Origin of the sequence: Microbacterium profundi, from assembly GCF_000763375.1 — a bacterium.
Classification (GTDB): domain Bacteria; phylum Actinomycetota; class Actinomycetes; order Actinomycetales; family Microbacteriaceae; genus Microbacterium; species Microbacterium profundi.
In genome coordinates, this window is record NZ_JPSY01000004.1 from 141,632 (window position 1) to 166,907 (window position 25,276).

Annotated in this window: 25 protein-coding genes; 21 read left to right on the top strand and 4 right to left on the bottom strand. The window is 67.0% G+C overall.

What is annotated here, in order from left to right; translation table 11 throughout:
* Positions 1-3: 3 nt before the first annotated feature.
* Positions 4-1,344 (top strand): class II 3-deoxy-7-phosphoheptulonate synthase, encoded by a 1,341-nt coding sequence (locus JF52_RS0115390; RefSeq protein WP_033107474.1) that lies wholly within the window; start codon positions 4-6, stop codon positions 1,342-1,344.
* Between the two features lie 73 nt (positions 1,345-1,417).
* Here JF52_RS0115390 and pknB read toward each other — a convergent pair whose 3' ends face one another.
* The gene (pknB, locus tag JF52_RS0115395; protein ID WP_033107475.1) at positions 1,418-3,364 is read right to left on the bottom strand and encodes a Stk1 family PASTA domain-containing Ser/Thr kinase; all 1,947 of its coding nucleotides are present in this window, start codon (positions 3,362-3,364) and stop codon (positions 1,418-1,420) included.
* Between the two features lie 75 nt (positions 3,365-3,439).
* Positions 3,440-4,468 carry a LysM peptidoglycan-binding domain-containing protein gene (locus JF52_RS0115400; protein WP_052167112.1) on the bottom strand — a complete coding sequence of 343 codons (1,029 nt, stop codon included), beginning with the start codon at positions 4,466-4,468 and terminating at the stop codon, positions 3,440-3,442.
* Positions 4,469-4,598: 130 nt separating this feature from the next.
* Here JF52_RS0115400 and JF52_RS0115405 point away from each other — a divergent pair, with 130 nt between their 5' ends.
* Positions 4,599-4,949, top strand: coding sequence for an Rv2175c family DNA-binding protein (locus JF52_RS0115405; RefSeq protein ID WP_033107476.1), 351 nt, complete (start codon positions 4,599-4,601; stop codon positions 4,947-4,949).
* 6 nt (positions 4,950-4,955) lie between these two features.
* Here the strand turns inward: JF52_RS0115405 and JF52_RS0115410 are convergent, their stop codons facing one another.
* Complete coding sequence (locus JF52_RS0115410; RefSeq protein WP_033107477.1) at positions 4,956-6,044, bottom strand: polyprenyl synthetase family protein; 1,089 nt, start codon at positions 6,042-6,044, stop codon at positions 4,956-4,958.
* A gap of 87 nt (positions 6,045-6,131) precedes the next feature.
* Here JF52_RS0115410 and JF52_RS0115415 point away from each other — a divergent pair, with 87 nt between their 5' ends.
* From JF52_RS0115415 to JF52_RS0115505, 19 genes are all read left to right on the top strand, one after another.
* A complete protein-coding gene (locus tag JF52_RS0115415) occupies positions 6,132-6,524 on the top strand; it encodes a DUF3040 domain-containing protein (protein ID WP_033107478.1) in 393 nt (130 codons plus the stop codon).
* 285 nt (positions 6,525-6,809) lie between these two features.
* Positions 6,810-7,241 carry a division/cell wall cluster transcriptional repressor MraZ gene (gene mraZ / locus JF52_RS0115420; RefSeq protein ID WP_033107479.1) on the top strand — a complete coding sequence of 144 codons (432 nt, stop codon included), beginning with the start codon at positions 6,810-6,812 and terminating at the stop codon, positions 7,239-7,241.
* Positions 7,242-7,341: 100 nt separating this feature from the next.
* Complete coding sequence (gene rsmH, locus JF52_RS0115425; RefSeq protein WP_052167114.1) at positions 7,342-8,280, top strand: 16S rRNA (cytosine(1402)-N(4))-methyltransferase RsmH; 939 nt, start codon at positions 7,342-7,344, stop codon at positions 8,278-8,280.
* Positions 8,277-8,861, top strand: a complete 585-nt coding sequence (locus JF52_RS0115430) for a hypothetical protein (RefSeq protein ID WP_033107480.1) — start codon at positions 8,277-8,279, stop codon at positions 8,859-8,861. Before rsmH ends, JF52_RS0115430 begins: the two co-directional genes overlap by 4 nt.
* Positions 8,862-8,881: 20 nt before the next feature.
* A complete protein-coding gene (locus JF52_RS0115435) occupies positions 8,882-10,660 on the top strand; it encodes a peptidoglycan D,D-transpeptidase FtsI family protein (protein ID WP_033107481.1) in 1,779 nt (592 codons plus the stop codon).
* A gap of 28 nt (positions 10,661-10,688) precedes the next feature.
* Positions 10,689-12,101, top strand: coding sequence for a UDP-N-acetylmuramoyl-tripeptide--D-alanyl-D-alanine ligase (locus tag JF52_RS0115440; protein ID WP_033107482.1), 1,413 nt, complete (start codon positions 10,689-10,691; stop codon positions 12,099-12,101).
* Entirely contained in the window at positions 12,098-13,213 is a 1,116-nt protein-coding gene (gene mraY / locus JF52_RS0115445; RefSeq protein ID WP_033107483.1) for a phospho-N-acetylmuramoyl-pentapeptide-transferase, read from the top strand. The genes JF52_RS0115440 and mraY overlap by 4 nt, the downstream gene beginning before the upstream one ends.
* Positions 13,210-14,745 (top strand): UDP-N-acetylmuramoyl-L-alanine--D-glutamate ligase, encoded by a 1,536-nt coding sequence (murD, locus tag JF52_RS0115450; RefSeq protein ID WP_033107484.1) that lies wholly within the window; start codon positions 13,210-13,212, stop codon positions 14,743-14,745. Before mraY ends, murD begins: the two co-directional genes overlap by 4 nt.
* Positions 14,714-15,907 (top strand): putative lipid II flippase FtsW, encoded by a 1,194-nt coding sequence (gene ftsW, locus JF52_RS0115455; protein ID WP_033107485.1) that lies wholly within the window; start codon positions 14,714-14,716, stop codon positions 15,905-15,907. The genes murD and ftsW overlap by 32 nt, the downstream gene beginning before the upstream one ends.
* The gene (locus tag JF52_RS0115460) at positions 15,904-16,983 is read left to right on the top strand and encodes a UDP-N-acetylglucosamine--N-acetylmuramyl-(pentapeptide) pyrophosphoryl-undecaprenol N-acetylglucosamine transferase (RefSeq protein WP_033107486.1); all 1,080 of its coding nucleotides are present in this window, start codon (positions 15,904-15,906) and stop codon (positions 16,981-16,983) included. The genes ftsW and JF52_RS0115460 overlap by 4 nt, the downstream gene beginning before the upstream one ends.
* A gap of 12 nt (positions 16,984-16,995) precedes the next feature.
* A complete protein-coding gene (gene murC, locus JF52_RS0115465; protein WP_033107487.1) occupies positions 16,996-18,396 on the top strand; it encodes a UDP-N-acetylmuramate--L-alanine ligase in 1,401 nt (466 codons plus the stop codon).
* A gap of 3 nt (positions 18,397-18,399) precedes the next feature.
* Positions 18,400-19,338, top strand: a complete 939-nt coding sequence (locus JF52_RS0115470; protein ID WP_033107488.1) for an FtsQ-type POTRA domain-containing protein — start codon at positions 18,400-18,402, stop codon at positions 19,336-19,338.
* Between the two features lie 188 nt (positions 19,339-19,526).
* Positions 19,527-20,681: a cell division protein FtsZ gene (ftsZ, locus tag JF52_RS0115475; RefSeq protein ID WP_033107489.1), complete on the top strand. Its 1,155-nt coding sequence runs from the start codon at positions 19,527-19,529 to the stop codon at positions 20,679-20,681.
* A gap of 7 nt (positions 20,682-20,688) precedes the next feature.
* Positions 20,689-21,402 (top strand): YggS family pyridoxal phosphate-dependent enzyme, encoded by a 714-nt coding sequence (locus JF52_RS0115480; RefSeq protein ID WP_033107490.1) that lies wholly within the window; start codon positions 20,689-20,691, stop codon positions 21,400-21,402.
* A 40-nt stretch (positions 21,403-21,442) separates the two neighbouring features.
* A complete protein-coding gene (locus JF52_RS0115485; RefSeq protein WP_033107491.1) occupies positions 21,443-21,931 on the top strand; it encodes a cell division protein SepF in 489 nt (162 codons plus the stop codon).
* A gap of 3 nt (positions 21,932-21,934) precedes the next feature.
* A complete protein-coding gene (locus JF52_RS0115490; RefSeq protein WP_033107492.1) occupies positions 21,935-22,234 on the top strand; it encodes a YggT family protein in 300 nt (99 codons plus the stop codon).
* A 164-nt stretch (positions 22,235-22,398) separates the two neighbouring features.
* Positions 22,399-23,034, top strand: a complete 636-nt coding sequence (locus tag JF52_RS0115495; protein WP_033107493.1) for a DivIVA domain-containing protein — start codon at positions 22,399-22,401, stop codon at positions 23,032-23,034.
* A gap of 9 nt (positions 23,035-23,043) precedes the next feature.
* A complete protein-coding gene (gene lspA / locus JF52_RS0115500; RefSeq protein ID WP_084595905.1) occupies positions 23,044-23,667 on the top strand; it encodes a signal peptidase II in 624 nt (207 codons plus the stop codon).
* 2 nt (positions 23,668-23,669) lie between these two features.
* A complete protein-coding gene (locus JF52_RS0115505; RefSeq protein ID WP_033107495.1) occupies positions 23,670-24,590 on the top strand; it encodes an RluA family pseudouridine synthase in 921 nt (306 codons plus the stop codon).
* 36 nt (positions 24,591-24,626) lie between these two features.
* Here JF52_RS0115505 and JF52_RS0115510 read toward each other — a convergent pair whose 3' ends face one another.
* Positions 24,627-25,226, bottom strand: coding sequence for a TetR/AcrR family transcriptional regulator (locus JF52_RS0115510; RefSeq protein WP_033107496.1), 600 nt, complete (start codon positions 25,224-25,226; stop codon positions 24,627-24,629).
* Between the last annotated feature and the right edge of the window lie 50 nt (positions 25,227-25,276).

The following is a 25,276-nucleotide window of genomic DNA, read 5'->3' on the forward strand; positions in this document are numbered from 1 at the left end:
GAGATGCCTCAGCAGCTCGACGCCGCCCTGGACGCTTGGCGCACCCTTCCCATCAAACAGCAGCCGACCTGGCCCGACGCGGATCGCGTCGCCGACGTGTCGGCACAGATCGCTGGGCTTCCGCCGCTGGTGTTCGCCGGTGAGGTCGACAATCTGCGCGATCGCCTCGCTCGCGCAGCATCCGGTCAGGCATTCCTGCTGCAGGGCGGCGACTGCGCCGAGACGTTCGCCGGTGCGACCGCGGAGCAGATCCGCAACCGCATCAAGACCGTGCTGCAGATGGCCGTCGTGCTCACATACGGCGCGTCGATGCCGATCGTCAAGATGGGCCGCATGGCCGGGCAGTTCGCGAAGCCGCGCTCGAGCGACTCGGAGACGCGCGGCGACATCACGCTGCCGGCCTACCGCGGCGACATCGTCAACGGCTACGACTTCACCGAGGGCTCGCGCCGGGCCGATCCCGGGCGTCTGCTTCAGGGTTATCACACGGCCGCATCCACGTTGAACCTGATCCGTGCGTTCACGCAGGGTGGCTTCGCCGACCTCCGTGAGGTGCACTCCTGGAACAAGGGCTTCGCATCGAACCCCGCCAACCAGCGGTACGAGCGCATGGCATCCGAGATCGACCGTGCGATCAAGTTCATGGAGGCCGCGGGTGCGGACTTCGACGAGCTCAAGCGCGTCGAGTTCTTCACCGGCCACGAAGGCCTGTTGATGGACTACGAGAGCCCGATGACGCGGATCGATTCCCGCACGGACACCCCGTACAACACCTCAGCGCATTTCCTCTGGATCGGAGAGCGCACCCGCGACCTCGACGGTGCGCACGTCGACTACTTCTCGAAGATCCGAAACCCCATCGGCGTGAAGCTCGGCCCCACCACCACGCCCGAGACGGCGCTGGCACTGATCGACAAGCTCGACCCGAACCGCGAGCCGGGACGCCTCACATTCATCACGCGCATGGGTGCGGGCAAGATCCGCGACGCACTGCCGCCGCTGCTCGAAGCCGTTCGTGAATCGGGCGCCCAGCCGCTGTGGGTGACCGACCCGATGCACGGCAACGGCATCACCACCCCGACCGGATACAAGACGCGTCGCTTCGACGACGTGGTCGACGAGGTGCGTGGCTTCTTCGAGGCGCACCGCGCGGTCGGCACGTTCCCCGGCGGCATCCACGTCGAGCTCACCGGCGACGACGTCACCGAGTGCCTCGGCGGGTCGGAGCACATCGACGAGGCCGCACTGGCGACGCGCTACGAGTCGCTCTGCGACCCGCGGCTGAACCACATGCAGAGCCTCGAACTCGCATTCCTCGTCGCCGAGGAGCTCGAGAAGCGCTGACTCTGCGCGCCATCCGGTGGCATTCGCGGCGTCGATCGATGCAGCGGATGCCACTTCGTGCAGCGGATGCCGGTCAGAGGGCGCTGCGGATGAGCAAGGTCACTTGGCTGCCTGCTCTGCGCAGGGTCCCTGCCGAAGGGTCGGTACCGGTGACCTCGGTCAGTCCGTTCGGGAACGGGGTCCACAGCGGATTCCACGTGGGCTCGAATCCCGCATCGCGGAGTGTCTTGGCGGCGGTGTCGCGGTTCTGACCGGTCACATCAGGCACCTCGAACAGCTGTGGCCCCTTCGAAACGACGAGAGTCATCGTGTCGCCGGGTCGCCAATTCGAACCGTCGTCGCGACCGGAGATGCGGATGACGCGACCCTCTTCGACGTCGTCGCTGAACTCCTCGGTCGTGGTCGTGCCGATGTCCTTGTCGCTGAGAGCAGATGTCGCCTCTGACACCGTCATCCCGACGACATCCGGCACGCTGCCCAGCGACACGACGAGGTTCGCGGTGTCGGCCTCGAAGACGCTGCATCCCTCACCGCATTCGACATCGTCGCCACCGGCACGCGGAGTGACGCTGGCGTTGATCACGACACCCTCCGGGGCTCCTCCGTTCGAGTACAGGAGGAGGTCATCGTCGGAGACGGTGAGTCCGAGATCCTTGAGGTAGGCGCGGGCCTCATCGGCGGTCTTGCCGTTCAACGTCTCGATCGCGCGCGGAGCGGGACCTGTGGAGACGAAGACGCTGACCTCGGCGCCCCCGTCGAGTCGTTCGCCTTCGGCGGGGTCGGTGCGGATCGCGAGGCCGGGCTCGATGTCGACGGAGCTCTCCTCCGCGGCCACGGGGACGAACCCCTCCTCGGAGAGGATCGTCGCGGCCTCCTCGTAGCTCTTGCCCGCGACGGAGGGTACGGCCACGAGTGAGCCGGGACCTGACCCGAACCACCAGCCGACGCCTCCTGCGACGACGGCGAGCAGAAGCACGAGGGACAGCAAGAACGCGCCACGGGCGCGGCGCTTGGACGTGCGCCGCCTGAGCAGGGTCGCGTTGTCGACGGGCTGCGACGCCGGCGCCGCGACATCGTCGATGACCATCGTCGACGGCATGACCTTCGTCAGATCGCCCGAATCGCTCTGCGCACGGATCGGCGTCGTCGTCGCGGCGACGGCCGTGGGGGCGACGCCGAGTGAGCGCTCGATCTCGCGAAGGCGGTCGAGCATCTCCTGTGCGTCGTTCGGGCGCTCATCGGGCGACTTCTCGGTCGACCACAGCACGAGCTCGTCGAGCTGTTCAGGGACTCCTGGGTTGCGCACGCTCGGTCGCGGCACCGACTCCGTCGCATGCTGGAAGGCGATCTGCATCGGCTGCTCGCCCTTGTACGGCTGCTCGCCGACGAGCATCTCGTAGAGCATGATGCCGAGCGCATAGATGTCGCTGCGAGCATCGGCCGTGCCGCGGGTGACGAGCTCAGGGGCGAGGTAGGCGATGGTGCCGAGCAGTTGCTGTCCGGTGGCGGTGTTCGCCGTGGTGGCGCGGGCGAGGCCGAAGTCACCGATCTTGATGCGGCCGTCCTCGGCGAGCAGTACGTTCTCGGGCTTCACGTCACGATGCACGATGCCCGCCTTGTGGGCCGCCGCGAGTCCGGCGAGGATCGCATCCATGATCGTTATCGTCTGCGGGATCGTGAGACGGCGCTGTTCGCGCATCAGCTCGCGCAGCGTGATTCCGGGAAGGTACTCCATCACGAGATAGGCGAGTTCGCCGTCCTGGCCCTGATCGAACACGTTGACCACGTGCGGATCGGCGAGGCGGGCCGCGGCTCGGGCCTCCTGGATGAACCGGCTCTGGAACACCGAGTCGTCGCTGAGATGGCCGTGCATGACCTTCAGCGCGATCCGGCGCTCCAGGCGAAGGTCGGTGGCGACGTACACCGTCGCCATCCCGCCGCGCGCGATCCGGGCGCGCACGCGGTAGCGGCCGTCGACAAGCCGCCCGATGAGGGGGTCGGCCTGCTGATTGGTCGTCACGTACAGAGTCTATGAAGAACTGGCTGACAGACCGCGGAGCGGCTCACCCCTTTGGGCGACAGGATCGGCCGATTTTCAGCCATACAGGGCGATCCACTGGTAGGCCTGGGCCTCCCACTGGCCGTAACGATCCGGGTACGCCGAGATCTGCACGGCCTGCGCGGCGTCCTTGAACGCCATGCCTTCCCAGCCGGCGATGTCGAGAAGACCTCGCGACGTGGTGCCGTTCGGGTCCGATGCGCCGCCGTAGAAGACCCGGATGCTGCGATCGCGATCCATGATCTGATCGACAGTGCCCCAGCCGGTGCTGGGCCGCTGCTGGAACAGGCCGAGTGAATCGCGGTCGCCCCAATCGAGGTTGCGCAGCCAGGATTCGACCATGGAGGTGGCCAGCGCGATCGCGATGCCACGATCGGAGACGCCGAGCTCTCTCCCGATCCGGATGATCATGGTGGCGTTCTCCGCCTGCGGTTCGTTGAGCGTCGCGGTCTGGGCGGGTGCCGGTCCGGACGCTGCGGGAGCGGGCGCTGGAGCGGGAGCGGGCGCTGGAGCGGGAGTAGGAGCAGCACGCGCGGCCGCCGCGACGACGATGGCCTGTCCCGGATAGATGATCGATGAGGCGCTCAGGCCGTTGGCCGCGAAGATCGCGTCGACGGATGTACCGTACTTCTGTGCGATGGCGAAGACCGTGTCGCCTGCGACCACGGTGTGCGTGCTGGTGGCGGCGGGAGCGGGAGGTGTCGCCGGTGCTGGTGCAGCAGGAGCGGGGGCCGAAGCGGGCGCCGCCACGGTGAGGGTCTGCCCCGGATAGATCACGGAGCGCCAGCCGAGCCCGTTCCAGGTGAGAACGTCGACGGTGCGCAGCCCGAAGCGCTGCGCGATCGAGAAGACGGTATCGCCGTCTTGAACGGTGTAGCTCGTGGGAGTCGTCGTCGCGGGCAGAATGCGGGGGAGCGCCGTGAGTCGACTCTCCGACTGCTGCTCGATCGGTGCTGCGGCGCTCGCGGGAGCGGTGCTCATGGCGCTCGCCAGCACGCCGAGGACGGCCGCTGGAACGCCGAGCCGGATATATCCGGCACGAGGGCTCAGGATGTTCGCTGTCAAGGTTTCCCCCCTTTGCTGACCCTGAAACGCTGACACGCATGTAAACGGATGTCAACCAAAGTGACGGAAGTGACGTGAGTGAAAGAAGTGTCGATATGCGATGCCGCTCTGAAGATGAGATAGTCGAAACGTGTCTGAGACTTCCCCCGAACCCACCGCCATCGAATGGCTGACGATGCCCGATCTCGTCGAGAGGCTCGACGAGCCACTCGGGCGCGTGCGTCGGATGATCTCCGAGCAGTACCTGGTCGGATCGACCCGGAACGGTGTCTTCGGTGTGCCGTCGCAGTTCATCGTCGACGGGCATCCTCTCTCGTCCCTGCGCGGCACGATCATCGTCCTCACCGACGCCGGATTCACCGATGACGAGGTGATCGACTGGCTGTTCAGCGAAGACGACGAGCTCGGCCGCACGCCGATCGCCGCGCTTCTCGACGGTCACAAGAGCGCCGTGCGCCGCGTCGCCCGCACACTCGCCTGACGCGCCTCAGGCGGAACGCACGGTCGCAGCGCGCGCGAGGTCTCGCAGCTCGCCGACGGCTGCGTTGTCCAGTCGCGCACCCGAGAGCGCGCGGTCGGCCTCCTGTGCATACGAGACGATGAGCTCCTCCACCCGTGCCAGTGCGCCGGATTCGGCGATCGTGGCCTGAATCGCCGACACCTGATCCGCGGTGAGCGTCGGATCGCCCAGCAGCTCATCGAGCAGTCGCCTGGCCGACGCATCCAGCTGCTCCCGCGTGAACGCGATGAGCACGGTGCGCTTGCCCTCGCGAAGATCGTCTCCGGCCGGTTTGCCGGTGACCGACTGATCGCCGAACACGCCGAGCACGTCGTCGCGCAGCTGGAACGCCATGCCGATCGGATGACCGAAGCTGCGCAGCGCGCTCTGCTGTGACTCGTCTGCCCCGGCGAGCAGGGCGCCCAGCAGCAGCGGCTGCTCGATGCTGTACCTCGCCGACTTCAGAGAGACCACGCGCAGCGCGCGATCAGCGTGCTCGGAGATGGGATTGACCAGCCAGGCCGATTCCTCGGCGATGTCGAGGAACTGGCCGGTGGTGACATCGCGACGCATCCGCGCGTACTCCCGGCGCACGTCGGGCGCCTGCGCGAGCCCGGTCAGGGCCTGCTCGAGCAGATCATCGCTCCAGGCGACGAGCAGATCGCCGAGAAGGATCGCGGCGGCTCGCCCGAACGGCTCGGCGTCCCCGGACCACGACAGCGTCCGATGCTGTTGCTCGAGGGAGCGGTGCGCCGCCGGAACGCCCCGTCTCGTGTCCGAGTTGTCGATCAGGTCGTCATGCACGAGCGCGGCGGATTGGAAGATCTCCAGCGCGGCGCAGAGATCCCACAGTGCATCCGTCTCGATGGCGTCGCGGGCGGAGAAGCGCGCGACCGCGCGCCATCCGGCGTGGCAGAACCGTGCGCGCAGACGCTTGCCGCCCCGCAGTGTGGCCTCGGCGGACGCGATGAACATCGCAGCATCCGGTCCATACGATCGCGTCTCGGATCCGAGCGCGGTCATGAAGCGATCCAGACGGTCGGAGACGGCGTCCTGGACAGGTATGGATGAGGGCACGATAATCAGCTTAGGTTCTCAGCCGATAACTAGCCTCGGCGGTTCTGCGAGCGTAGAATGAAAGACACTGAACCAAGGGGGGGCGTCATGCCACTGTCTGAACAGGAGCAGCGTCTGCTCGACGAGATGGAACGCCATCTCCTCCACAACGACGCAGACATCGTAACCGCGCCCTCCGGCGATCGAACGCTCAGCTACCGCAATCTCGTCTACGGTGCCGTTCTTCTTCTCGTCGGAATCGGCGCGCTCGTCGCGGGCGTCGCGCTCGGCGGCCAGCTCGGCGCTGTCGCCAGCATCATCGTCGGCGTGATCGGATTCGCGGCGATGGTCGCCGGCGTCATCCTCGCGGCGACTCCCGTGCGCCGTGTCGGCGGCACGCCGCGGGTCCGAGACGGCGGGGCGTCCAAGCCGCCGCAGACTTCGGCCTCCTTCATGGACCGGATGAACGATCGTTGGGATCGTCGCCAAGACGGTCGCTGACCTCTTCACTCACCAGAGCCCGGATGCATTGAGCATCCGGGCTTTTCTGCGTCTCGGGGGATCACGCGGCTCCTGAACGCCTCGGCGCGTTGAGATCCTCCACTTTCCCTCCACGGTCCTCCACTGTGCGCTGTGCCGCGTTCTGGCGCGGAATCACAGGGGAGCGGTGATCTGGCATCACCGAATATGCCATGCTGTGCTGGTTTGCTCATATGCAAGTGGAGCAAAGTGGAGTAAAGTGGGGGACACCTCGAAGTTGGCCGGACACAGAGGGGGTGATGGCCGATGTTGCTGGGAACGCATTCACCGAAGCTCGACGACAAAGGTCGAGTCATCCTGCCGGCGAAGTTCCGTGAGGACCTCGGCGGCGGCATCGTCGTCACCCGTGGTCAAGAGCGATGCCTGTACGTGTTCAGCACGGCCGAGTTCGAGGCGATGCACGAGCGGATCCGGCAAGCACCGCTCAGCAACAAGCAGGCGCGCGACTTCCTGCGCATGTTCCTCTCCGGAGCGAGCGCGGAGATGCCGGACAGCCAGAACCGCATCACCATCCCCGCCCATCTCCGTCAGTACGCGGGGCTCGAGAAGGAGCTCGTCGTCACCGGCGTCGGCGCGCACGCCGAGATCTGGGATGCCGCGGCCTGGAACGACTACCTCGCCGCCGGCGAGGACAACTACTCAGAACTCGAACAGGAGGTGATTCCGGGACTGTTCTGACCTCGACTGTGATGCCCCGCCGCTCCCACCCCGACACACTTCCCCGGTGCCGGGTCGAGAAGCGGAGGGGGATCAGAGTCGAAGGTCACCCGAAACGATCATGAATCTTCGCGACATCCACACCCCGGTGCTCCTCGAACGCTGCGTCGAGCTGCTCGCACCTGCACTGCAGCATGACGGCGCGGTGCTGGTCGACGCCACACTCGGCATGGGCGGGCACTCCGAGGCGCTGCTCGAGCGTTTCAGCAACATCCGCTTGATCGGGCTCGACCGGGACACCGACGCGCTGCGCATCGCCGGTCAGCGGCTCGAGCGCTTCGCCGACCGCGTCACGCTCGTGCACACCGTCTACGACGAGATCGGGCTCCACGCTCACGGTGCCTCCGGCATCCTCATGGATCTGGGCGTCTCGTCGCTGCAGCTCGATGAGGCCGAGCGCGGCTTCGCGTATTCGAAGGATGCTCCGCTGGACATGCGCATGGACCAGACGAAGGGCACGACCGCCGCCGATGTCCTCGCGACATACAGCGAGGGCAACCTCCGTCGCATCTTCGAGCGCTACGGCGAGGAGAAGCTCGCCGCACGCTACGCCCGATTCATCGTGCGCTCCCGTGAGGAGAAGCCGCTCGTGCGGTCGCAGGACCTCGTCGACCTGTTGCAGGCAGCGACCCCGGCCGCCGCACAGCGTGCCGGCCACCCGGCCAAGCGAGTGTTTCAGGCGCTGCGCATCGAAGTGAACTCCGAACTCAGCGTCCTCGCCGACGCGATCCCCGCCGCGATGGACGCTTTGACCGTCGGCGGGCGCATCGTCGTCATGAGCTACCAGTCGCTCGAGGACCGCCTTGTGAAGCAGGCCTTCGCCGCGGCATCCGCCTCCACGGCGCCCGCGGGGCTTCCCGTCGAACTTCCACAGCACGCTCCGCGCTTCCGCACCATCACGAAGGGCGCGGAGATGGCGGGCGAAGAAGAGAAGGCACGCAATCCGCGCGCCATTCCGGTGCGCCTGCGCGCCGCCGAGCGGATCAGGGAGGCCGCATGAGCCGTCAGGCGGCGACAGCCGCAGCACTGCTGCCGGAGCCGATCGCTCCCGCGCCCGGCGCCCCCCGTCGGTTGAAGCCGGTGACGGCGCCCGCTCGGCGGGCCAAGCCGAAGCTGGCGTATGCGCTCATCGCACTCGGCGGGGCAGCGGCGATCGGGATCGCCCAGATCGGCCTGTCACTGGCGATCACCCAGGACTCCTTCGTCCTCGCAGACCTCACTTCGCAGCAGCGTGAACTCGACCTGCAGGCGAGTGCGTTGCAGGATGACCTCGCCGGGACGAGCTCGCCCCAGCTGCTCGCGACCAAGGCCTCCGAGCTCGGCATGGTCGTGGCCGGATCCGCCTCCTACCTGCGCCTGAGCGATTCGACCGTGCTCGGTCCGAACACCGGTGCCGATGGCAAGTCCACGATCGATCCGAATGGAAGCGGCGCGGTGTACAACGCACTGCTGAACCAGAAGGCGGACGCCGCCGCTGCAGCGAATGACGCCGAGGCGTCAGCGAACGACACAGCTGATGCCGTCGATCCGAATCTGCCCCCGCCCATCACCGACGGACTTCCGAGCCCCACGACACGCTGAACTTCGACTGAGAGAGCGACATGACGACACGAGCCACCCGCGGCCCCCGGCGCCGCACCGTCGTCGCCCTGGCGGTCATACTCGCCGTGCTCTCGGCATTCGTCGTCCGCCTCGTCGACATCCAGGTCGTCAGTGCGAACGAGCACGTCGAGGACTCCCTGCAAGTCGGGAAGCTCGGCTCGACGGTGACACTGCCGGGCAACCGCGGTTCGATCGTCGATGCGAACGGCACGGTGCTGGCATCCAGTGTCACCGTGTACGACGCGCAGCTCGACCCGATGCTGATCGCGTCGCTCGAGGACGATGAGGACGACCCGCCGAAGACGTCCTGGAGCGAGGCGGCTGACATGATCGCGGCGATCACCGGGCAGGATGCAGACGATCTGCGTGCCGGTGTCGCAGCCACACTCGAGAGCGATCCTGCGTCGCGCTACCTGCCGCTGAAGAAGGGGCTCAGCACCGAGAAGTTCCTCGAACTGCGCGATCTCGGTCTGGTCTACCTCGACATGCTGCCGCGCGAGACGCGCGTGTATCCGAACGGCGCGGTCGCCGGAAACATCATCGGATACGTCGACAGCGCCGGCGTCGGCCAGTCGGGCGTGGAGCAGCTCGAGAAGCAGTGCCTCTCGCCGGTGAACGGCGAGCGCACGTATCTTCGCGGCAAGGACGGCAACATCATCCCCGGCAGTGATCGGACGGTCGCGGCAGAGAACGGCGGATCGGTGCAGCTGACGATCAACAGCGACCTGCAGTGGTACCTGACGCAGATGATCTCGGAAGAAGCGCAGAAGATGGGCGCGAAGGCAGGCACCGTCACCGTGGTGGAGGTGAAGACGGGCAAGATCCGGGCGGCAGCCGAATGGCCCGCCATGGATCCGAACGACCTCAACTCCTCCTCACCCGAGGACTGGGGCACGCGAGTCTTCGGATCTTGGTTCGAGCCCGGTTCGACGTTCAAAGCCGTCACGGCCGCTGCAGTGCTCGACGCCGGCGCTGCCGACTTGAACACAACCGTCTCAGCGAACGGGCGCGAAACATTCCCGAACGGCGCGGTCATCAATGACCCGTTCCGGCACGACACCTACCAGTACCGGCTCGCCGGGGCATTGATCGACTCGTCGAACGTCGCGCTGTCGAAGTTCGGCACGTTGATCGACGCACAGACGCGATACGACTACATACAGAAGTTCGGATTCGGGCAGGAGACCATCGGATTCCCTCGAGAGAACCCCGGTCTCGTGCATCCCGCGAACGCGTGGGACAGCCAGACGCTCTACACGACCACCTTCGGCCAGGCGCTCACGGTCACCGCACCTCAGGTCGCCGGTGCCTATCAGGCGATCGCCAACGGCGGCGAGAAGATCGATCTGTCGCTGATCGAGTCCTGCACTCTGGACGACGGCACCGTGGTGGATCCGGAAGCGCCCAAGCGCGAGCAGGTCGTCTCCGAACAGACCGCGGCCGAGGTGTCGCGCATACTCGAGAACGTCTCGGTGCAGGGTGGGCTGAGCCAGCAGATCGAGGTTCCCGGCTACCGTGTCGCGAGCAAGACCGGTACCGCGCAGAAGGCGGATGCTGGTGGGTACATCGCCGGGAAGTACTTCACCAGCATGGTCGGCTTCGCGCCCGTCGACGATCCCCAGTACGTGGTGGTGGTCACGCTCGATGAGCCGACTAAGGTTGTATCGTCCGCAGCCACGGCATCCGCCTTCCAGCAGTCGATGACGCAGGTGCTGAAGACCTACCGTGTCTCGCCCTCGACCGTCCCGATGGACGAGCTGCTTCCCAAATTCGAATAGCCGGCACTGAGCCGCGCATGGAGATTTCATGATCGCCCTGACGCTTGCCGAGATCGCCGCAATCACCGATGGCGACTTGCGTCTCGTAGACCCCGACATCTCGGAGACCACTGTGTCCGGTGTCGTCGACACCGACTCGAGGAACATGACCCCGGGCGGTGTCTTCATCGCCAAGCCCGGAGCAGAGACCGACGGGCATCGCTTCGTCGCCGCGGCCGTGACAGGCGGAGCGTCGGTGGCGGTCGTCGAGCACATCGTCGACGCCCAGGTGTCGCAAGTGGTCGTGAAGGATGCCGTCACCGCTCTCGCCGACCTCGCACGCGCCGTCGTCGCGCGCGTGCGCGCCGAAGGACAGCTGAAGATCGTCGGCATCACCGGGTCGAACGGCAAGACGACCACCAAGAACCTGCTCGCCCGCATCCTCGAGGACGAAGGCGAGACGATCTCTCCGATCAACTCGTACAACAACGAGGTCGGTGCCCCGGTCACGATGCTCCGCGTCACGGACAGCACCCGTTACCTCGTCAGCGAGTTCGGCGCCGCCGGCCCGGGCAGCATCGCCCACCTCGCGGGTCTCGTCGAGCCCGACATCGCCATCGTGCTCATGGTCGGCATGGCGCATGCCGGCGGTTTCGGCGGCATCGAGGAGACGGCCAGGGCCAAGGCCGAGCTCATCGCAGCCTCGCGCCCCGGCGGCACTGCCGTGCTGAACATCGACGACTCCCGAGTCGCAGCCATGCGCGATGCCGCCACGGCGCACGACATGCACATCGTCGGCTTCGGGCAGGACGGCTCGGCAGACGTGCGCGCGAGTGACGTGCAGGTCGCCGCCGACGGCACCAGAGCGGTGATCACCACGGCAGACGCGACTCTGCCTCTGCACCTGAAGGTGCTCGGCGCGCACCACATCACCAACGCACTCGCGGCGATCGCGGCCGCGGGCGTTCTCGGGGTGCCCCTCGCCGATGCGATCGCCAGGATCGAGACCGTCCAGGTCGCGGAGCGGTGGCGCATGCAGCCGCTCGGCAACGACCGGGTGCGCATCATCAACGACGCCTACAACGCCAGCCCCGACTCCATGGCCGCAGCCCTGCGCACTCTCGCGCAGATCACCGGCCCCGACGAGCGCACCGTCGCCGTGCTCGGCGCGATGAGCGAACTCGGCGAGAGCGCAGGGGAGGAGCACGACAGGATCGGACTGCTCGCCGTGCGCCTGAACATCCGACGCATCGTCGTGGTCGGACCTGAGGCGCGCCGCCTCTACCTCTCCGTCGTCGGCGAGGGGTCCTGGGACAGCGAAGCCGTGCACCTTCCCGACCAGGATGCCGCCTACGAATACCTGCGCACAGAGCTCCGCGACGGAGACCGTGTGCTCGTGAAATCATCCAATTCCGTGGGCCTTCGGCATCTCGGCGATCGTCTGGGAGAATTGTTCTCGTGAGATCACTCCTCATGGCGGCTGCGATTTCGCTCGCCTTCACCCTGTTCCTGACTCCCGTCTTCCTCCGGCTGTTCCGCCGGTGGGGCTGGGGACAGGTGATCCGCACACCGGAAGACATCGCGAATCCGAGCCACAGCGCCAAACGCGGCACGCCGACCATGGGCGGTCTCATCTTCATCGTCGGCACGATCGTCGGCTACTTCGTCGGGGTCTACGCCGGTGGCAGCGAGCCCGCGCTTTCCGCGATCCTCGTGCTCTGGCTCATGATCGGCTTCGGCGCCGTCGGCTTCATCGACGACTACATGAAGGTGAAGTCCCAGCGCAGTCTCGGCCTCTCGGGCTGGCGCAAGGTGATCGGCCAGCTCGTCGTGATGATCCCGTTCGGGGTGGTCGCACTGAACTTCCCCAACCAGTTCGGCCAGACGCCCGCGAGCGGCTACGTCTCGCTGTTCCGCGACATCACCTGGCTGAACCTGTTCGGCTTCGGTGTCATCATCGGCTGGATCGTCTACCTGATCTGGATCGCCGTGATCGGCATCGCCACGTCCAACAGCGTGAACCTCACCGACGGTCTCGACGGTCTCGCATCCGGTGCCGGCGTGTTCGTCGTCGGCGCATACAGCCTGATCGCCTTCTGGCAGTTCAAGCAGTCCTGCGCGAGCATAGGAGTCGACCCCGGCGCGCTCGACGCCTGCTACGAGGTGCGAGATCCGTTCAGCCTCGCGATCGTCTCCGCGTCGTTCGCAGCCGGGCTCATCGGATTCCTCTGGTGGAACGCGCCCAAGGCCAAGGTCTTCATGGGCGACGTCGGCTCGATGGCGATCGGCGGCGTCATCACCGCGATGGCGATCCTCACCCGCACCGAGCTGCTGCTGTTCGTGATCGCCGGCGTGTTCGTCCTGTCGTCAGGATCCGTCATCCTCCAGCGGCTGTACTTCAAGATCACGCGAGGCAAGCGACTGTTCCTGATGAGCCCGTTCCACCATCACCTCGAGATGCGCGGCTGGTCGGAGACGACGATCGTCGTACGTTTGTGGATCATCGCCGGCCTGCTCGCGGTATCCGCGGTCGGTCTGTTCTACGTCGAGTGGCTCACCGGAGTCGACGGATGAGCACCGCTCGTCTTGATGCGCTGACCAGCTGGCATGCCGATTGGAAGGGGCTGCGCGTCGCGGTGCTCGGCCTGTCGGTGACGGGATTCTCGGCAGCCGACACACTCGCCGAGCTCGGTGCCGAGGTGCTCGTGCTCTCGGAATCCGCCGCAGAGGAGTACGAACGCCTCATCCCCGTGATCGGCGCCCGTCTCGAACTCGGCGCACTCGACGAGGTGCCGCAGTCTCTGCGCGACTTCGATCCAGAGGTCATCGTCGCCTCTCCCGGCTTCTCGCCGTCGCATCCGATCATCCGCTGGGCACAGGATGCCGGCATCGCTGTGTGGGGCGACATCGAGCTCGCCTGGCGGGTCCGCGACAAAGTCGTGCGCGCCGATGGGACCCCGGCGCAGTGGGTGCTGATCACCGGCACGAACGGCAAGACCACGACCACTCAGCTCACCGCGACGATGCTCGTCGAGGGCGGCCTGCGCGCCGCTCCGTGCGGCAACATCGGCATCCCGGTGCTGGATGCCGTCCGCGACCCTGCGGGCTTCGACGTCCTCGTGGTCGAACTCTCCAGCCACCAGCTCTGGTACATCGGTCAGAGCAGCGGCGCGGGTGCCCTCGTGCCGTACGCGTCCGTCTGCCTGAACCTCGCAGACGATCATCTCGTGTGGCACGGTAGCGCAACGGCCTATCGCGACGCGAAGGCCCACGTCTACCGGAACACCCGAGTAGCCTGCGTGTACAACAAGGCCGATGAGGCGACGCGCATCATGGTCGAGGACGCAGAGGTCATCGAAGGGGCGAGGGCGATCGGATTCGACCTCGGGGTGCCTGGTCCGAGCGATCTCGGCGTGGTCGACGGCATCCTGGCCGACCGCGCATTCCACGAGGACCGCGCACACAGCGCCCTCGAGCTCACCACGGTCGAAGACCTCGCCGACGCAGGGCTCGCTGCGCCCCATATCGTGCAGAACATCCTGGCAGCCAGCGCACTCGCCCGGTCGCTCGGCACTGCTCCGGAGGCGATCAAGCGCGCTCTGCAGACGTTCCGTCTCGACGAGCATCGCATCCAGGTCATCGCCCGCCATGCCGGCATCACCTGGGTCGACGACTCCAAGGCGACCAACCCGCATGCTGCGGCCTCTTCGCTGCGTGCATACCCCGGCGCGATCTGGGTCGTCGGCGGTGATCTCAAGGGCGTGGATCTGTCGGAGCTCGTCGCGGATGCCGGCAGGACCGCCGGCGCGGCGCTCGTGATCGGCGTCGACCGCGGTGAGGTCGTCGCGGCATTCGGGCGACACGCGCCCGCGGTGCCGGTGATCGAGGTGGTTACTGGCGAGACTGAAGATGTCATGACCCGTGTGGTGGAACTCGCCGCAGGGATCGCCGATGACGGGGGAACGGTTCTACTGGCTCCTGCCGCGGCATCCTTCGACCAGTTCACGAGCTACGCGGATCGCGGCCACCGTTTCGCCGACGCGGTGCGCAAGTGGATCGACCGGGGGAGCGCCGATGACGCAGGTGGCCCGCCCGCGGCGCGCTGACGCGGGGCAGCCCGGCAGGGGACTGGCGGCGCGTGTCTCCCTGGGGCGCATCTTCACACCGCCGTCGAACGAATTCCTTCTCATCGCATCCACGGCGCTCCTGCTGACCGTGTTCGGGATCATCATGGTGATCTCGGCCACGAGCGCCACGGAGACCGGCGTCATGGACACGGCGATCAAGCAGGCGATGTTCGCTGCCATCGGGATCCCGCTGATGTTCCTGGTCAGCCGCCTCCCGATCCGTTTTCTCAAGCGGATGGCCTGGCCTGCGCTCATCCTCTCCACCATGGTGCAGCTGCTGGTGTTCATCCCCGGCATCGGTGTGAACAGCGACGGCAACCAGAACTGGATCCGCATCGCCGGATTCTCGATGCAGCCCTCGGAATTCCTCAAGCTCGCGCTCGCGCTGTGGGTCGCATACGTGCTGCTGCGCAAACGTGCGCTACTCGGCATCTGGCAGCACGTCTTCATCCCCGTGATCCCGGTCGCTGTGCTCGTGATCGGCACGGTGATGGCCGGGCGCGACCTCGGCACCGCGATGGTGCTCGTGCTCATCCTGCTCGGCTGCCTTTTCTTCGCTGGCGTCAAGCTGCGGCTGTTCATCATCCCCGTGCTGCTCGGCGTCGTCGGGGTGATCGCCCTGGCCGTCCTGAGCCCTGACCGCATGCGGCGAATCACAGCCGTGTGCACCGACATGAGCAACTACGAGAACGACTGCTACCAGTCGATCCATGCCGTCTGGGGCATGGCGAACGGCGGGATCTTCGGTCTCGGCCTCGGCAACTCGCAGGAGAAGTACGGATGGCTTCCGGCTGCCGCGAACGACTTCATCTTCGCGATCGTCGGAGAAGAACTCGGACTCATCGGGTGCCTCGTCGTCCTCGGACTGTTCACGTTCTTCGCAGTCGGCGCGTTCCACATCATCCGCAAGACGACAGACCCGTTCATCCGCGTCGCAGCCGGCGGCATCACGGTGTGGGTGCTCGGTCAGGCGCTGATCAACATCGGCGTCGTGATCGGTGTCTTCCCCGTCATGGGCGTGCCTCTCCCGTTCATGTCGCAGGGCGGCACCGCGCTTCTCGCTGTGCTGCTGGCCTGCGGTGTGCTGCTGGCCTTCGCTCGCACGATCCCCGCATCTCCGCGGGATAAAGTCACCAGGTGACCACGTACCTCCTCGGCGGCGGCGGCACCGCCGGCCACGTCAATCCGCTGCTCGCCGTCGCCGATTCACTGCGTGAGCGCGAACCCGAGTCGCTCGTGCTCGTGCTCGGTACGAAGGAGGGGCTGGAGGCGCGACTCGTCCCGGAACGCGGCTACGAACTGCTGATCGTCGACAAGGTGCCGTTCCCCCGTCGACCCAACAGGCAGGCTGCAGCGTTCCCCGCCCGGTTCGTGAAGGCGATCGCGCAGGTGCGCGCGCACATCCGTGAACACCGGGCCGATGTCGTCGTCGGCTTCGGCGGCTATGCCTCGGCGCCCGCGTACATCGCCGCACGCCGTGAGAAGGTGCCGTTCGTCGTGCACGAGGCCAATGCCAGGCCGGGGCTGGCGAACGTGCTCGGCGCGCGGTGGGCGGCCGGAATCGGTGTCGCATTCGAAGGCACTCCGCTGAAGCGCAGCCAAGTGGTCGGCATGCCCTTGCGTCACGAGATCGTCGATCTCGACCGTGCGGCGATGCGCACCGAAGCCGCGGAGCATTTCGGGATGGATGCGGCGCAGCCGGTGCTGCTGGTCTTCGGAGGCTCGCTCGGCGCGCTGCGTCTGAACGAGGCGTTCGCCGACTCCTGGCGCGATGTGCTCGCAGAGGGGTGGCAGCTGCTGCACGTGACGGGGGAGCGCAGCGACCTCGTCGATCCGCATGCACCCGGCTACGTCATGCGCCGCTACGTCGACCGGATGGATCTGGCGTTCGCCCTGTCCGATCTGATCGTCTCCCGCGCCGGCTCAGCCACTGTGAGCGAGGTCAGCGCGCTCGGCATCCCTGCCGTGTACGTGCCGTACGCGGTCGGAAACGGAGAGCAGCGGCTCAACGCCGCCTCCGCCGTCGCCGCGGGAGCCGCGATCCTGCTGGAGGACGGCAGCTTCACGGGTGACACAGTGCGCGACACCGTCGTGCCGCTGATGGCGGATCGCGAGCGCATCGACCGGATGGCGCGCGCGGCAGAGCATGTCGGCACGCGCACCGGCACCGAGAACGTCGTCGCGATGATCGACCGCGCCCTCAGTGCCGCGAATTAGGATGGACAGGACATGATCAGACCTGACCTCTCCCTTCCGATCCCCGAGACCATCACCGCCGCCCACTTCATCGGGATCGGCGGATCCGGGATGAGCGGCCTGGCGAAGATGTTCCTGGATGCCGGCATCCGCGTGTCCGGATCCGATCGGGCCGACAGCGACGCGCTGCGCTCGCTCGCAGTCGCCGGCGCCACCGTGCACGTCGGCCACGACGCGTCCCACATCGGCGATGCCGACACCGTCGTGCACACCGGCGCGATCTGGCCGGAGAATCCCGAGTTCGTCACCGCCAAGGAGCGCGGTCTGCACGTGATCCACCGCTCGCAGGCGCTGCACTGGCTCATCGGCGGGCGCCGGCTGGTCTCCGTCGCCGGCGCGCACGGCAAGACGACCTCGACCGGGATGATCGTCACGGCGCTGCAGGCGCTGGGCACGGATGCGAACTTCGTCAACGGCGGCGTGATCGAGCAGTTGGGCACATCCAGCGCGTCGGGCGCCGATGACCTCTTCGTCGTCGAGGCCGATGAATCCGACGGCACCTTCCTGCTGTACGACACCGCGATCGCCCTGATAACGAACGTCGACCCCGACCACCTCGACCACTACGGGTCGGATGACGCGTTCCACGACGCATTCGTCCGCTTCGCCGACCGTGCGAGCGAGGCGGTCGTGATCTCCAGTGACGACCCTGGCGCGCTGCGCGTGAAGGCCGGGCTCTCTCATCCGAACGTGATCAGCTTCGGCGTCGCACCCGATGCCGACGTCCGGCTGACGGACATCTCCGTCGCAGGACCCGTGGCCGCGACCATCACGCACGATGCGCGCAGCGTGCGCCTGCAGCTCGTTGTTCCCGGCGAGCACAACGTGATCAACGCCGCGGGTGCAGTGGCCGTGCTCCTGACTCTCGGTCATGATCTCGCCGATGCGGTGCGCGCGGTAGAGGGCTTCGCCGGCACGGTGCGCCGATTCGAGCTGCACGGCGTCGAGCGCGGTGTGAGCGTGTTCGACGACTACGCGCATCACCCCACCGAGGTCAGGGCCGCGCTCGAGGCGGCGCGCAGCGTCGTCGGCGACGGGCGGATCATCGCCATCCAGCAGCCGCACACGTATTCGCGTACTCAGCACATGTACCGCGAGTTCGCGGAGGTGCTCGAGACCTACGCCGACCACACGGTGATGCTCGACGTCTACGGCGCGCGGGAGGACCCGGTTCCCGGGGTCACCGGCGAACTCGTCAGCGACGCGTTCATCGACCAGGAGCGCGTTCACTACGTGGCCTCCTGGCAGGAGGCCGCCGACTACACGGCGACCGTCGCACGCGAGGGCGACTACGTCATCACGCTCGGGTGCGGAAACGTCTATCTGATGATCCCGCAGGTGCTCGAATCGCTGCGGCGGACGACCGGAGCCTGATCGATGCGTCGCCCGCCCCCGCTTCCGACTCCGCCGGAACAGGAGACGAAGCCGGCACCCGCACGCTCCTCCCGTCGCGGACGTGAGGATGCAGACCCGACCGGCGAGGGGCGGCCGATCGTCGCGGCCACGGGTCCAGGAGGCGCACGAGCGGATGCCGCGGATGAGCCGCCCGAGACATCGGAGGCACTCACCGCGGGCGATGTCTGGCGCGCCGCGCGCGCCCGCCGCAAAGCACTGCGGGCGGAGATCCGGCGCTTCACCCGGCGTTCGCGGCGCAGGCGACTGATCTGGTTGTGCGCCCTGGGGGCCCTGGTGCTGCTGATCGGCGGAAGCGTCGCAGCCGCGTACAGTCCGCTGTTCGCCGTCGAGAAGATCACGGTCGCCGGCGCGTCCACTCTGAACGCCGCAGCCGTGGAGGCGGCGCTGGGCGATCAGCTCGGCACGCCTCTGGCTCTGGTCAGTGAGAGCGACGTCAAGGCGGCGCTCATCGCCTTCCCGCTGATCGAGACGTACGCGCTGGAGGCGAGGCCGCCCCATGATCTCGTGGTGAGGATCGTGGAGCGCACACCGATCGGCGTGATCGAATCAGGCGCCGGGTTCACGCTCGTGGATGCTGCAGGGGTGGCGCTCTCGACGACGGAGGACCGCCCGGACGGGCAGCCGGTGATCGCCGTCGACGGCGGCATCGAATCCGACGCGTTCGAGTCGGTCGGACTCGTCGTGAGGTCGCTGCCCGCCGACGTTCGCGCCGTCGTCACCGATGTCTCCGCCACCACGCTCGACGATGTGACGCTGACGCTCGCGAGCGGTCTCGTCGTGGTGTGGGGGAGCGCTGAGGATTCCGCGTACAAGGCCAGGGTTCTGGCGTCGACGATGGTGGCCAACCCCGCCGCGCGCGAGATCGACGTGTCCTCTCCCGACGTCGTCGTCGCCGGCTGAGCCGTGCGAATCGCGCCTGCGCCGCATTCTGCGCGCCAAAGCGGCGACACGCCCGTGTCGTTGCGCGTGCGCGGCGCGCGGGCGCATACCTTCGATCAAGAGAACGCAATACCGGGAAATACTTTACACCTCTAGTTGAGGTTTAAAGTTCACATTCGTTTCCAGGCTCGACACATCGGAGGCCGGCCATGAGCCAGAACCAGAACTACCTCGCCGTGATCAAGGTCGTCGGCGTCGGCGGTGGCGGCGTCAACGCCGTGAACCGCATGATCGATCTCGGCCTGCGCGGGGTCGAGTTCATCGCTGTCAACACCGACGCGCAGGCGCTGCTCATGAGCGACGCCGACGTCAAGCTCGACGTGGGCCGTGAGCTCACCCGCGGTCTGGGCGCCGGTGCCGATCCCGAGGTCGGTCGCCGTGCCGCTGAGGATCACGCAGAGGAGATCGAACAGGCCCTCACTGGCGCCGACATGGTCTTCGTCACCGCAGGCGAGGGCGGCGGCACCGGCACCGGCGGTGCTCCGGTCGTCGCGCGCATCGCGAAGTCGATCGGTGCACTGACCATCGGTGTCGTCACCAAGCCGTTCTCGTTCGAAGGCCGCCGTCGTCAGAGCCAGGCAGAGGCCGGTGTCTCCAAGCTGAAGGAAGAGGTCGACACCCTCATCGTCGTGCCGAACGACCGGTTGCTGGAGATCAGCGACCGCGGCATCTCGATGATCGAGGCGTTCGCCACGGCCGATCAGGTGCTCCTCGCCGGTGTGCAGGGAATCACCGACCTCATCACCACGCCGGGTCTCATCAACCTCGACTTCGCCGACGTGAAGTCGGTCATGCAGGGCGCCGGCTCTGCGCTGATGGGCATCGGCTCCGCACGCGGCGCCGACCGTGCGATCAAGGCTGCCGAACTCGCCGTCGAATCCCCGCTGCTCGAAGCGTCGATCGAAGGCGCCCACGGTGTGCTGCTGTCGATCCAGGGCGGGTCGAACCTCGGAATCTTCGAGATCCACGACGCCGCAGATCTCGTCAAGGAGGCCGCACACCCCGAGGCGAACATCATCTTCGGTACGGTCATCGACGACACCCTCGGCGACGAGGTGCGCGTCACTGTCATCGCCGCCGGCTTCGACGGCGGAGAGCCGTCGCTGCGTCTCGACCCGATGGTGGTCTCGCGGCCCGCGGCGGAGACGCTGCCGGAGGTGTCGCTCTCGGATGACTCGGCAGCCCCCGCCGTCGAGCAGAAGCAGAACGAGGCACCTCAGCAGCCCGCGCCGCGCATCGCGGCGACGAGCCTGGAGCCGGCGTTCGCCGACGACGACATCGACATCCCCGAGTTCCTGAAGTAGGGCCCTCTTGTCCGACCTTGCCGCGCGGCTGTCCGCGATCGATTCCCAGATCGCGGACGCCGCGCGCACCGCAGGCCGGGATGCGGCGGACATCACACGTATCGTGGTGACGAAGTTCCACCCGGCGTCCCTCGTGCGCGAGCTGCATGCGCTCGGCGTGCGCGACGTCGGTGAGAACCGTCAGCAGGAGCTCGAGGCGAAGAGGGCGGAGCTGCAGAGCGACTCGTCGCAGGACGAGCCGGCGCTCGAAGGGCTGCGCTGGCACTTCATCGGGCAGGCGCAGACGAACAAGGCCGCCTCCATCCGGCGAAACGCGGATGCCGTTCACTCGGTCGACCGCATCAAGCTCGCCGATTCACTGCACAGAGCCGCCGGTGACGCGCACCAGGACGTGCTCGACGTGCTCGTGCAGATCAACCTGACCGATGACCTCGGTCGTGGGGGCGTCGCGCCCGACGACGCGCAGCGCCTCGCAGAGCACATCCTCGCCCTGCCGTCCCTGCGCCTGCGCGGGGTCATGGGCGTCGCCCCGCTCGATGAGGCGCCGGCATCCGCATTCGCTCGGCTGCGCGGCGTCGCAGACGGCATCCGCTCGCTCGATGCGAGTGCCACATGGATCTCTGCCGGCATGACCGGCGACTTCGCCGAGGCGATCGCCGCAGGTGCGACACACCTGCGGATCGGCTCCGCAATCACAGGACCCCGGCCCGACCGGGGTTAACCTCGAAACAGATCAGCCCACGTCGAACACGGAGGACACGATGGGAAACCCGCTCAAGAAGACCATGGTGTACCTGGGACTCGCCGATGAGGAAGAGGCCTACGAAGAGCAGCTCGCCCCGGCGTCTGCTCGCGCACATCGTGATCGTGATCGTGATCGTGATCGCGACCATGAAGAAGCCGCTCCTGCACCGGTGACACCGCTGCGTCGCCCGGTGGCAGTGCGCCAGCCTGCAGCCGGCACGGTCAACGAGATCCTCACCGTGCACCCGAAGCAGTACCGCGATGCGCAGCTGATCGCCGAGAACTTCCGCGAGGGCGTGCCGGTCATCATCAACCTGTCGCAGATGAGTGACGCCGACGCGCGTCGTCTGATCGACTTCGCCAGTGGCCTCTCGCTCGGCCTGTACGGCCGCATCGAGCGCGTCACCAGCAAGGTGTTCCTGCTGTCGCCGGAGAACATCGCGGTGTCGGGTCATGGTGGTATCGCGAGCGCAGATCCGGAGTCTGCGGGCTTCGACCAGTCCTGAGCCGTGACCGCACTGGTCTCGGTGATCGCATCGATCATTCATCTGGTCCTGCTGATCTACATCTTCGTGCTCTTCGCAAGGCTGATCCTCGACTACATTCCGCTGTTCAATCGTGAGTGGCGTCCCAAGGGCGGCGGTCTGATCGCGGCAGAACTCGTGTACACGGTCACGGACCCTCCGATCCGGCTGTTCCGGCGCTTCATCCCTCCGCTGCGCATCGGGTCGCTCTCGTTGGATTTCGGCTTCACGTTCACCATGCTCGCCGTGCTGATCCTGATGGCGATCGTGCGCGCCTTCATCTGAGTCGCGAAGCTGGTCGCTGGCACCGCTGCCCACCCCTCATATCGCATCCTCCGCGAGCGAGGACTATGCTTGCTCGAGGTGCGCGCCCCGGGTACGCGCCGGATCAATACCGAGCCACACTTCAGTCCCTGGCAACAGAACTCATCGAAAGAGGAGCCGAGAAAATGGCACTGACCCCGGATGACGTCGTCACCAAGCAGTTCCAGCACGTCCGTTTCAAGGACGGCTTCGACCCGGACGAGGTCGACGACTTCCTCGACGAGATCGTCGTCGAGTGGCGCAAGGCCCTCGAAGAGAACGCAGAGCTGAAGACGAAGCTCGCAGCCTACGAGTCCGGTGAGACCCCGGCGGCTCCGGCAGCCGAGGCAGCCGATGAGGCTCCAGCCGTCGTGGACGAGGTTCCCGCCCCCGTGGCTGCGACCCCCGCTCCCGCCGTCGCGGTGTCGGAGCCCGCCGCAGTCGCCGCGGGTTCGACCACGGCCACCGCGGGCATCATCGAGCTGGCCCAGCGCCTGCACGACGAGCACGTCGCCGAAGGCGAGGCCAAGAAGAGCCAGCTGATCTCGGAGGCGCAGACAGAGGTCGACCGCATCCGTGCCGACGCTCAGGCGAAGGAACGCGAAGAGTCCGCCCGCCTCGAGCGCGAGCGCAACACTCTCGAAGCGCGCATCACCGAGCTGCGCAACTTCGAGCGCGACTACCGCACTCAGCTGCGCGGCTACATCGAGGGACAGCTCCGCGATCTCGACGAGAAGTCGGCTTCGACGGACTCGACCCCGGTCTCCGCCATCGGGCTCTAGGTCATCCCTTTGCCAGGACGTCGTCCACTCAGTCGGTCGGCGGCCGGCATCATCGTCGCGGTTCTCGCGGCCCTGGTGCTGGCCGCCGATCAGCTTGTGAAGCAACTCACGATCGAGAACCTTCCTCTGCACGAGGTGGTCCCGGTTCTCGGCGAGTTCCTTCAGCTGTACTACATTCGCAACTCGGGTGCCGCGTTCTCGCTCGGCAGCGAAGTGACGTGGATCTTCACGATCGCGCTCACCGTCGTCGCCGGGATCATCATCTGGAAGTCGTTCGGTCTTCGTTCACGGCTGTGGGCGGTGGCACTGGGACTGCTGCTGGGCGGTGTGCTCGGCAACCTCACCGACCGGCTGCTGCGTGAGCCGGGCTTCGCCGTCGGACAAGTCGTCGACATGATCTCGATGCCGTGGATGATACCCGCGATCTTCAACCTCGCCGACATCTTCATCGTGTGCGGCATGATCGCCGTCGCGCTGCTCGTCGTGCTCGGTATGCGTTTCGACGGTACTCGGGAGAAGGACGACGTCGCACCGGACGCTGATGCTGACGCGGACGCGACCGATTCAGGGGGCGGTGCGGACGCCGCGAAGACATCCGCACCGATCGACGCCGAGCCCGAACAGGCCGGCTGAGGATGCAGTCACGCTCGCTGCCGGTGCCGGACGGACTGGAGGGTGCGCGCGTCGACGCTGCCCTCGCGAAGATGCTCGGCTTCTCGCGCACGTTCGCCGCGGAGGTCGCCGAAGCGGGTGGGGTGAGCCTCGACGGCGTGACGCTCGGGAAGTCCGATCGGCTTCATGCCGGCGGGTGGCTCAGCGTGGAGTGGCAGCCCAAGGAGGAACCGAAGATCGTTCCGGTCGTGGTGCCCGATCTGGGGATCATCCACGACGATGACGACATCGTCGTGGTGGACAAGCCATCGGGCGTCGCTGCTCACCCGTCACAGGGGTGGGACGGTCCGACTGTGCTCGGGGCGCTCGCGGGCGCCGGATTCCGGATCGCCACCAGCGGGGCGGCGGAACGCGCCGGCATAGTTCATCGCCTGGATGTCGGCACGAGCGGACTGATGGTGGTCGCGAAGACCGAATCCGCCTACACGGCGCTGAAGCACGCCTTCAAAGAGCGCACCGTCGAGAAGGTCTACCACGCGGTCGTGCAGGGGCACCCAGACCCGCTCGCCGGGACGATCGATGCACCGATCGGACGGCATCCGAACCACTCGTGGAAGTTCGCCGTCACGCCGACGGGTAAGGACTCGGTCACGCACTACGAGACGCTCGAGGCCTTTCCAGGAGCCTCGCTGCTCGAGATCCATCTGGAGACGGGGCGCACGCACCAGATCCGCGTGCACATGGCCGCTCACCGGCATCCATGCGTCGGCGATCCGCTCTACGGGGCGGACCCGACCATCTCCGCGCGGCTGGGACTGACCCGGCAGTGGCTGCACGCGCACCGGCTCGGGTTCACGCATCCGGCGACAGGGGAGTGGGTGCAGTTCGAATCGCCCTATCCCGCTGATTTCGTCCATGCGCTGGAGATCCTGCGCGGAGATTGACCTGGGATGGCCGCACCTCGTCCGGCCTCGTGCGGGTCAGAGAGTGCTTGCGCGCGCTGCATCGACGACTCCGTCGAGGGTGCGGCCGAGGAACGCGACGAGTTCGGCATCGTCCGCGCGCTCCTGCGTGGCCAGGGTGACGAGCACCTCTTCCGTGAACGCCACCCACGCACGCAGCGCGACCGTCAGAGCGCGCGTCGCTGGAACACCGATCTCCGAGAGCGCATCGCGGAGGTGCGCGGCGTTGATCTCGCGGGATTCGTCGACGACCTCCCGCACTGTCTGGTCACCACTGGCGACGCCGCGCACGAGCGAGATGAAGGTGCCGCGATGCTCGCGTACGAACACCGCGAATCGCAGGAGAGTGTCGTCGATGCGCTCGCGCGGAGGCAGCTCGGGGCGAGGCGCCGTCGCCTGCAGCATGGCATCTCGCGCGGTGAGCACGACGGCACGACGCATGCCCTGCCGCGTCTCGAAATAGTGGAACAGGAGCGCCCGTGACACGCCGGCACGACGAGCCAATTCATCGATCGTGAGTTCGTCCAACGGGTGGTCGGCGAGGAAGTTCACGCCCAGGGCGATCAGCTGAGCGCGACGTTCGTCTGGCGTGAGTCGGCTGCGTCGATCGTCGGGCATGGCGTCAGCCTATCCGGCGGTGACATGGGATCGTCAGTATTGACTCGTAG

Excerpts from the sequence above, each read along its gene's own strand:
- JF52_RS0115390 (WP_033107474.1), top strand. The coding sequence starts at position 4 with ATGCCTCAGCAGCTCGACGCCGCCCTGGACGCTTGGCGCACCCTTCCC.
- JF52_RS0115415 (WP_033107478.1), top strand. The coding sequence starts at position 6,132 with ATGCCACTGTCTGAACAGGAGCAGCGTCTGCTCGACGAGATGGAACGC.
- mraZ (WP_033107479.1), top strand. The coding sequence starts at position 6,810 with ATGTTGCTGGGAACGCATTCACCGAAGCTCGACGACAAAGGTCGAGTC.
- rsmH (WP_052167114.1), top strand. The coding sequence starts at position 7,342 with ATGAATCTTCGCGACATCCACACCCCGGTGCTCCTCGAACGCTGCGTC.
- JF52_RS0115430 (WP_033107480.1), top strand. The coding sequence starts at position 8,277 with ATGAGCCGTCAGGCGGCGACAGCCGCAGCACTGCTGCCGGAGCCGATC.
- JF52_RS0115435 (WP_033107481.1), top strand. The coding sequence starts at position 8,882 with ATGACGACACGAGCCACCCGCGGCCCCCGGCGCCGCACCGTCGTCGCC.
- JF52_RS0115440 (WP_033107482.1), top strand. The coding sequence starts at position 10,689 with ATGATCGCCCTGACGCTTGCCGAGATCGCCGCAATCACCGATGGCGAC.
- murD (WP_033107484.1), top strand. The coding sequence starts at position 13,210 with ATGAGCACCGCTCGTCTTGATGCGCTGACCAGCTGGCATGCCGATTGG.
- ftsW (WP_033107485.1), top strand. The coding sequence starts at position 14,714 with ATGACGCAGGTGGCCCGCCCGCGGCGCGCTGACGCGGGGCAGCCCGGC.
- murC (WP_033107487.1), top strand. The coding sequence starts at position 16,996 with ATGATCAGACCTGACCTCTCCCTTCCGATCCCCGAGACCATCACCGCC.
- JF52_RS0115470 (WP_033107488.1), top strand. The coding sequence starts at position 18,400 with ATGCGTCGCCCGCCCCCGCTTCCGACTCCGCCGGAACAGGAGACGAAG.
- ftsZ (WP_033107489.1), top strand. The coding sequence starts at position 19,527 with ATGAGCCAGAACCAGAACTACCTCGCCGTGATCAAGGTCGTCGGCGTC.
- JF52_RS0115485 (WP_033107491.1), top strand. The coding sequence starts at position 21,443 with ATGGGAAACCCGCTCAAGAAGACCATGGTGTACCTGGGACTCGCCGAT.
- JF52_RS0115495 (WP_033107493.1), top strand. The coding sequence starts at position 22,399 with ATGGCACTGACCCCGGATGACGTCGTCACCAAGCAGTTCCAGCACGTC.
- JF52_RS0115505 (WP_033107495.1), top strand. The coding sequence starts at position 23,670 with ATGCAGTCACGCTCGCTGCCGGTGCCGGACGGACTGGAGGGTGCGCGC.
- JF52_RS0115510 (WP_033107496.1), bottom strand. The coding sequence starts at position 25,226 with ATGCCCGACGATCGACGCAGCCGACTCACGCCAGACGAACGTCGCGCT.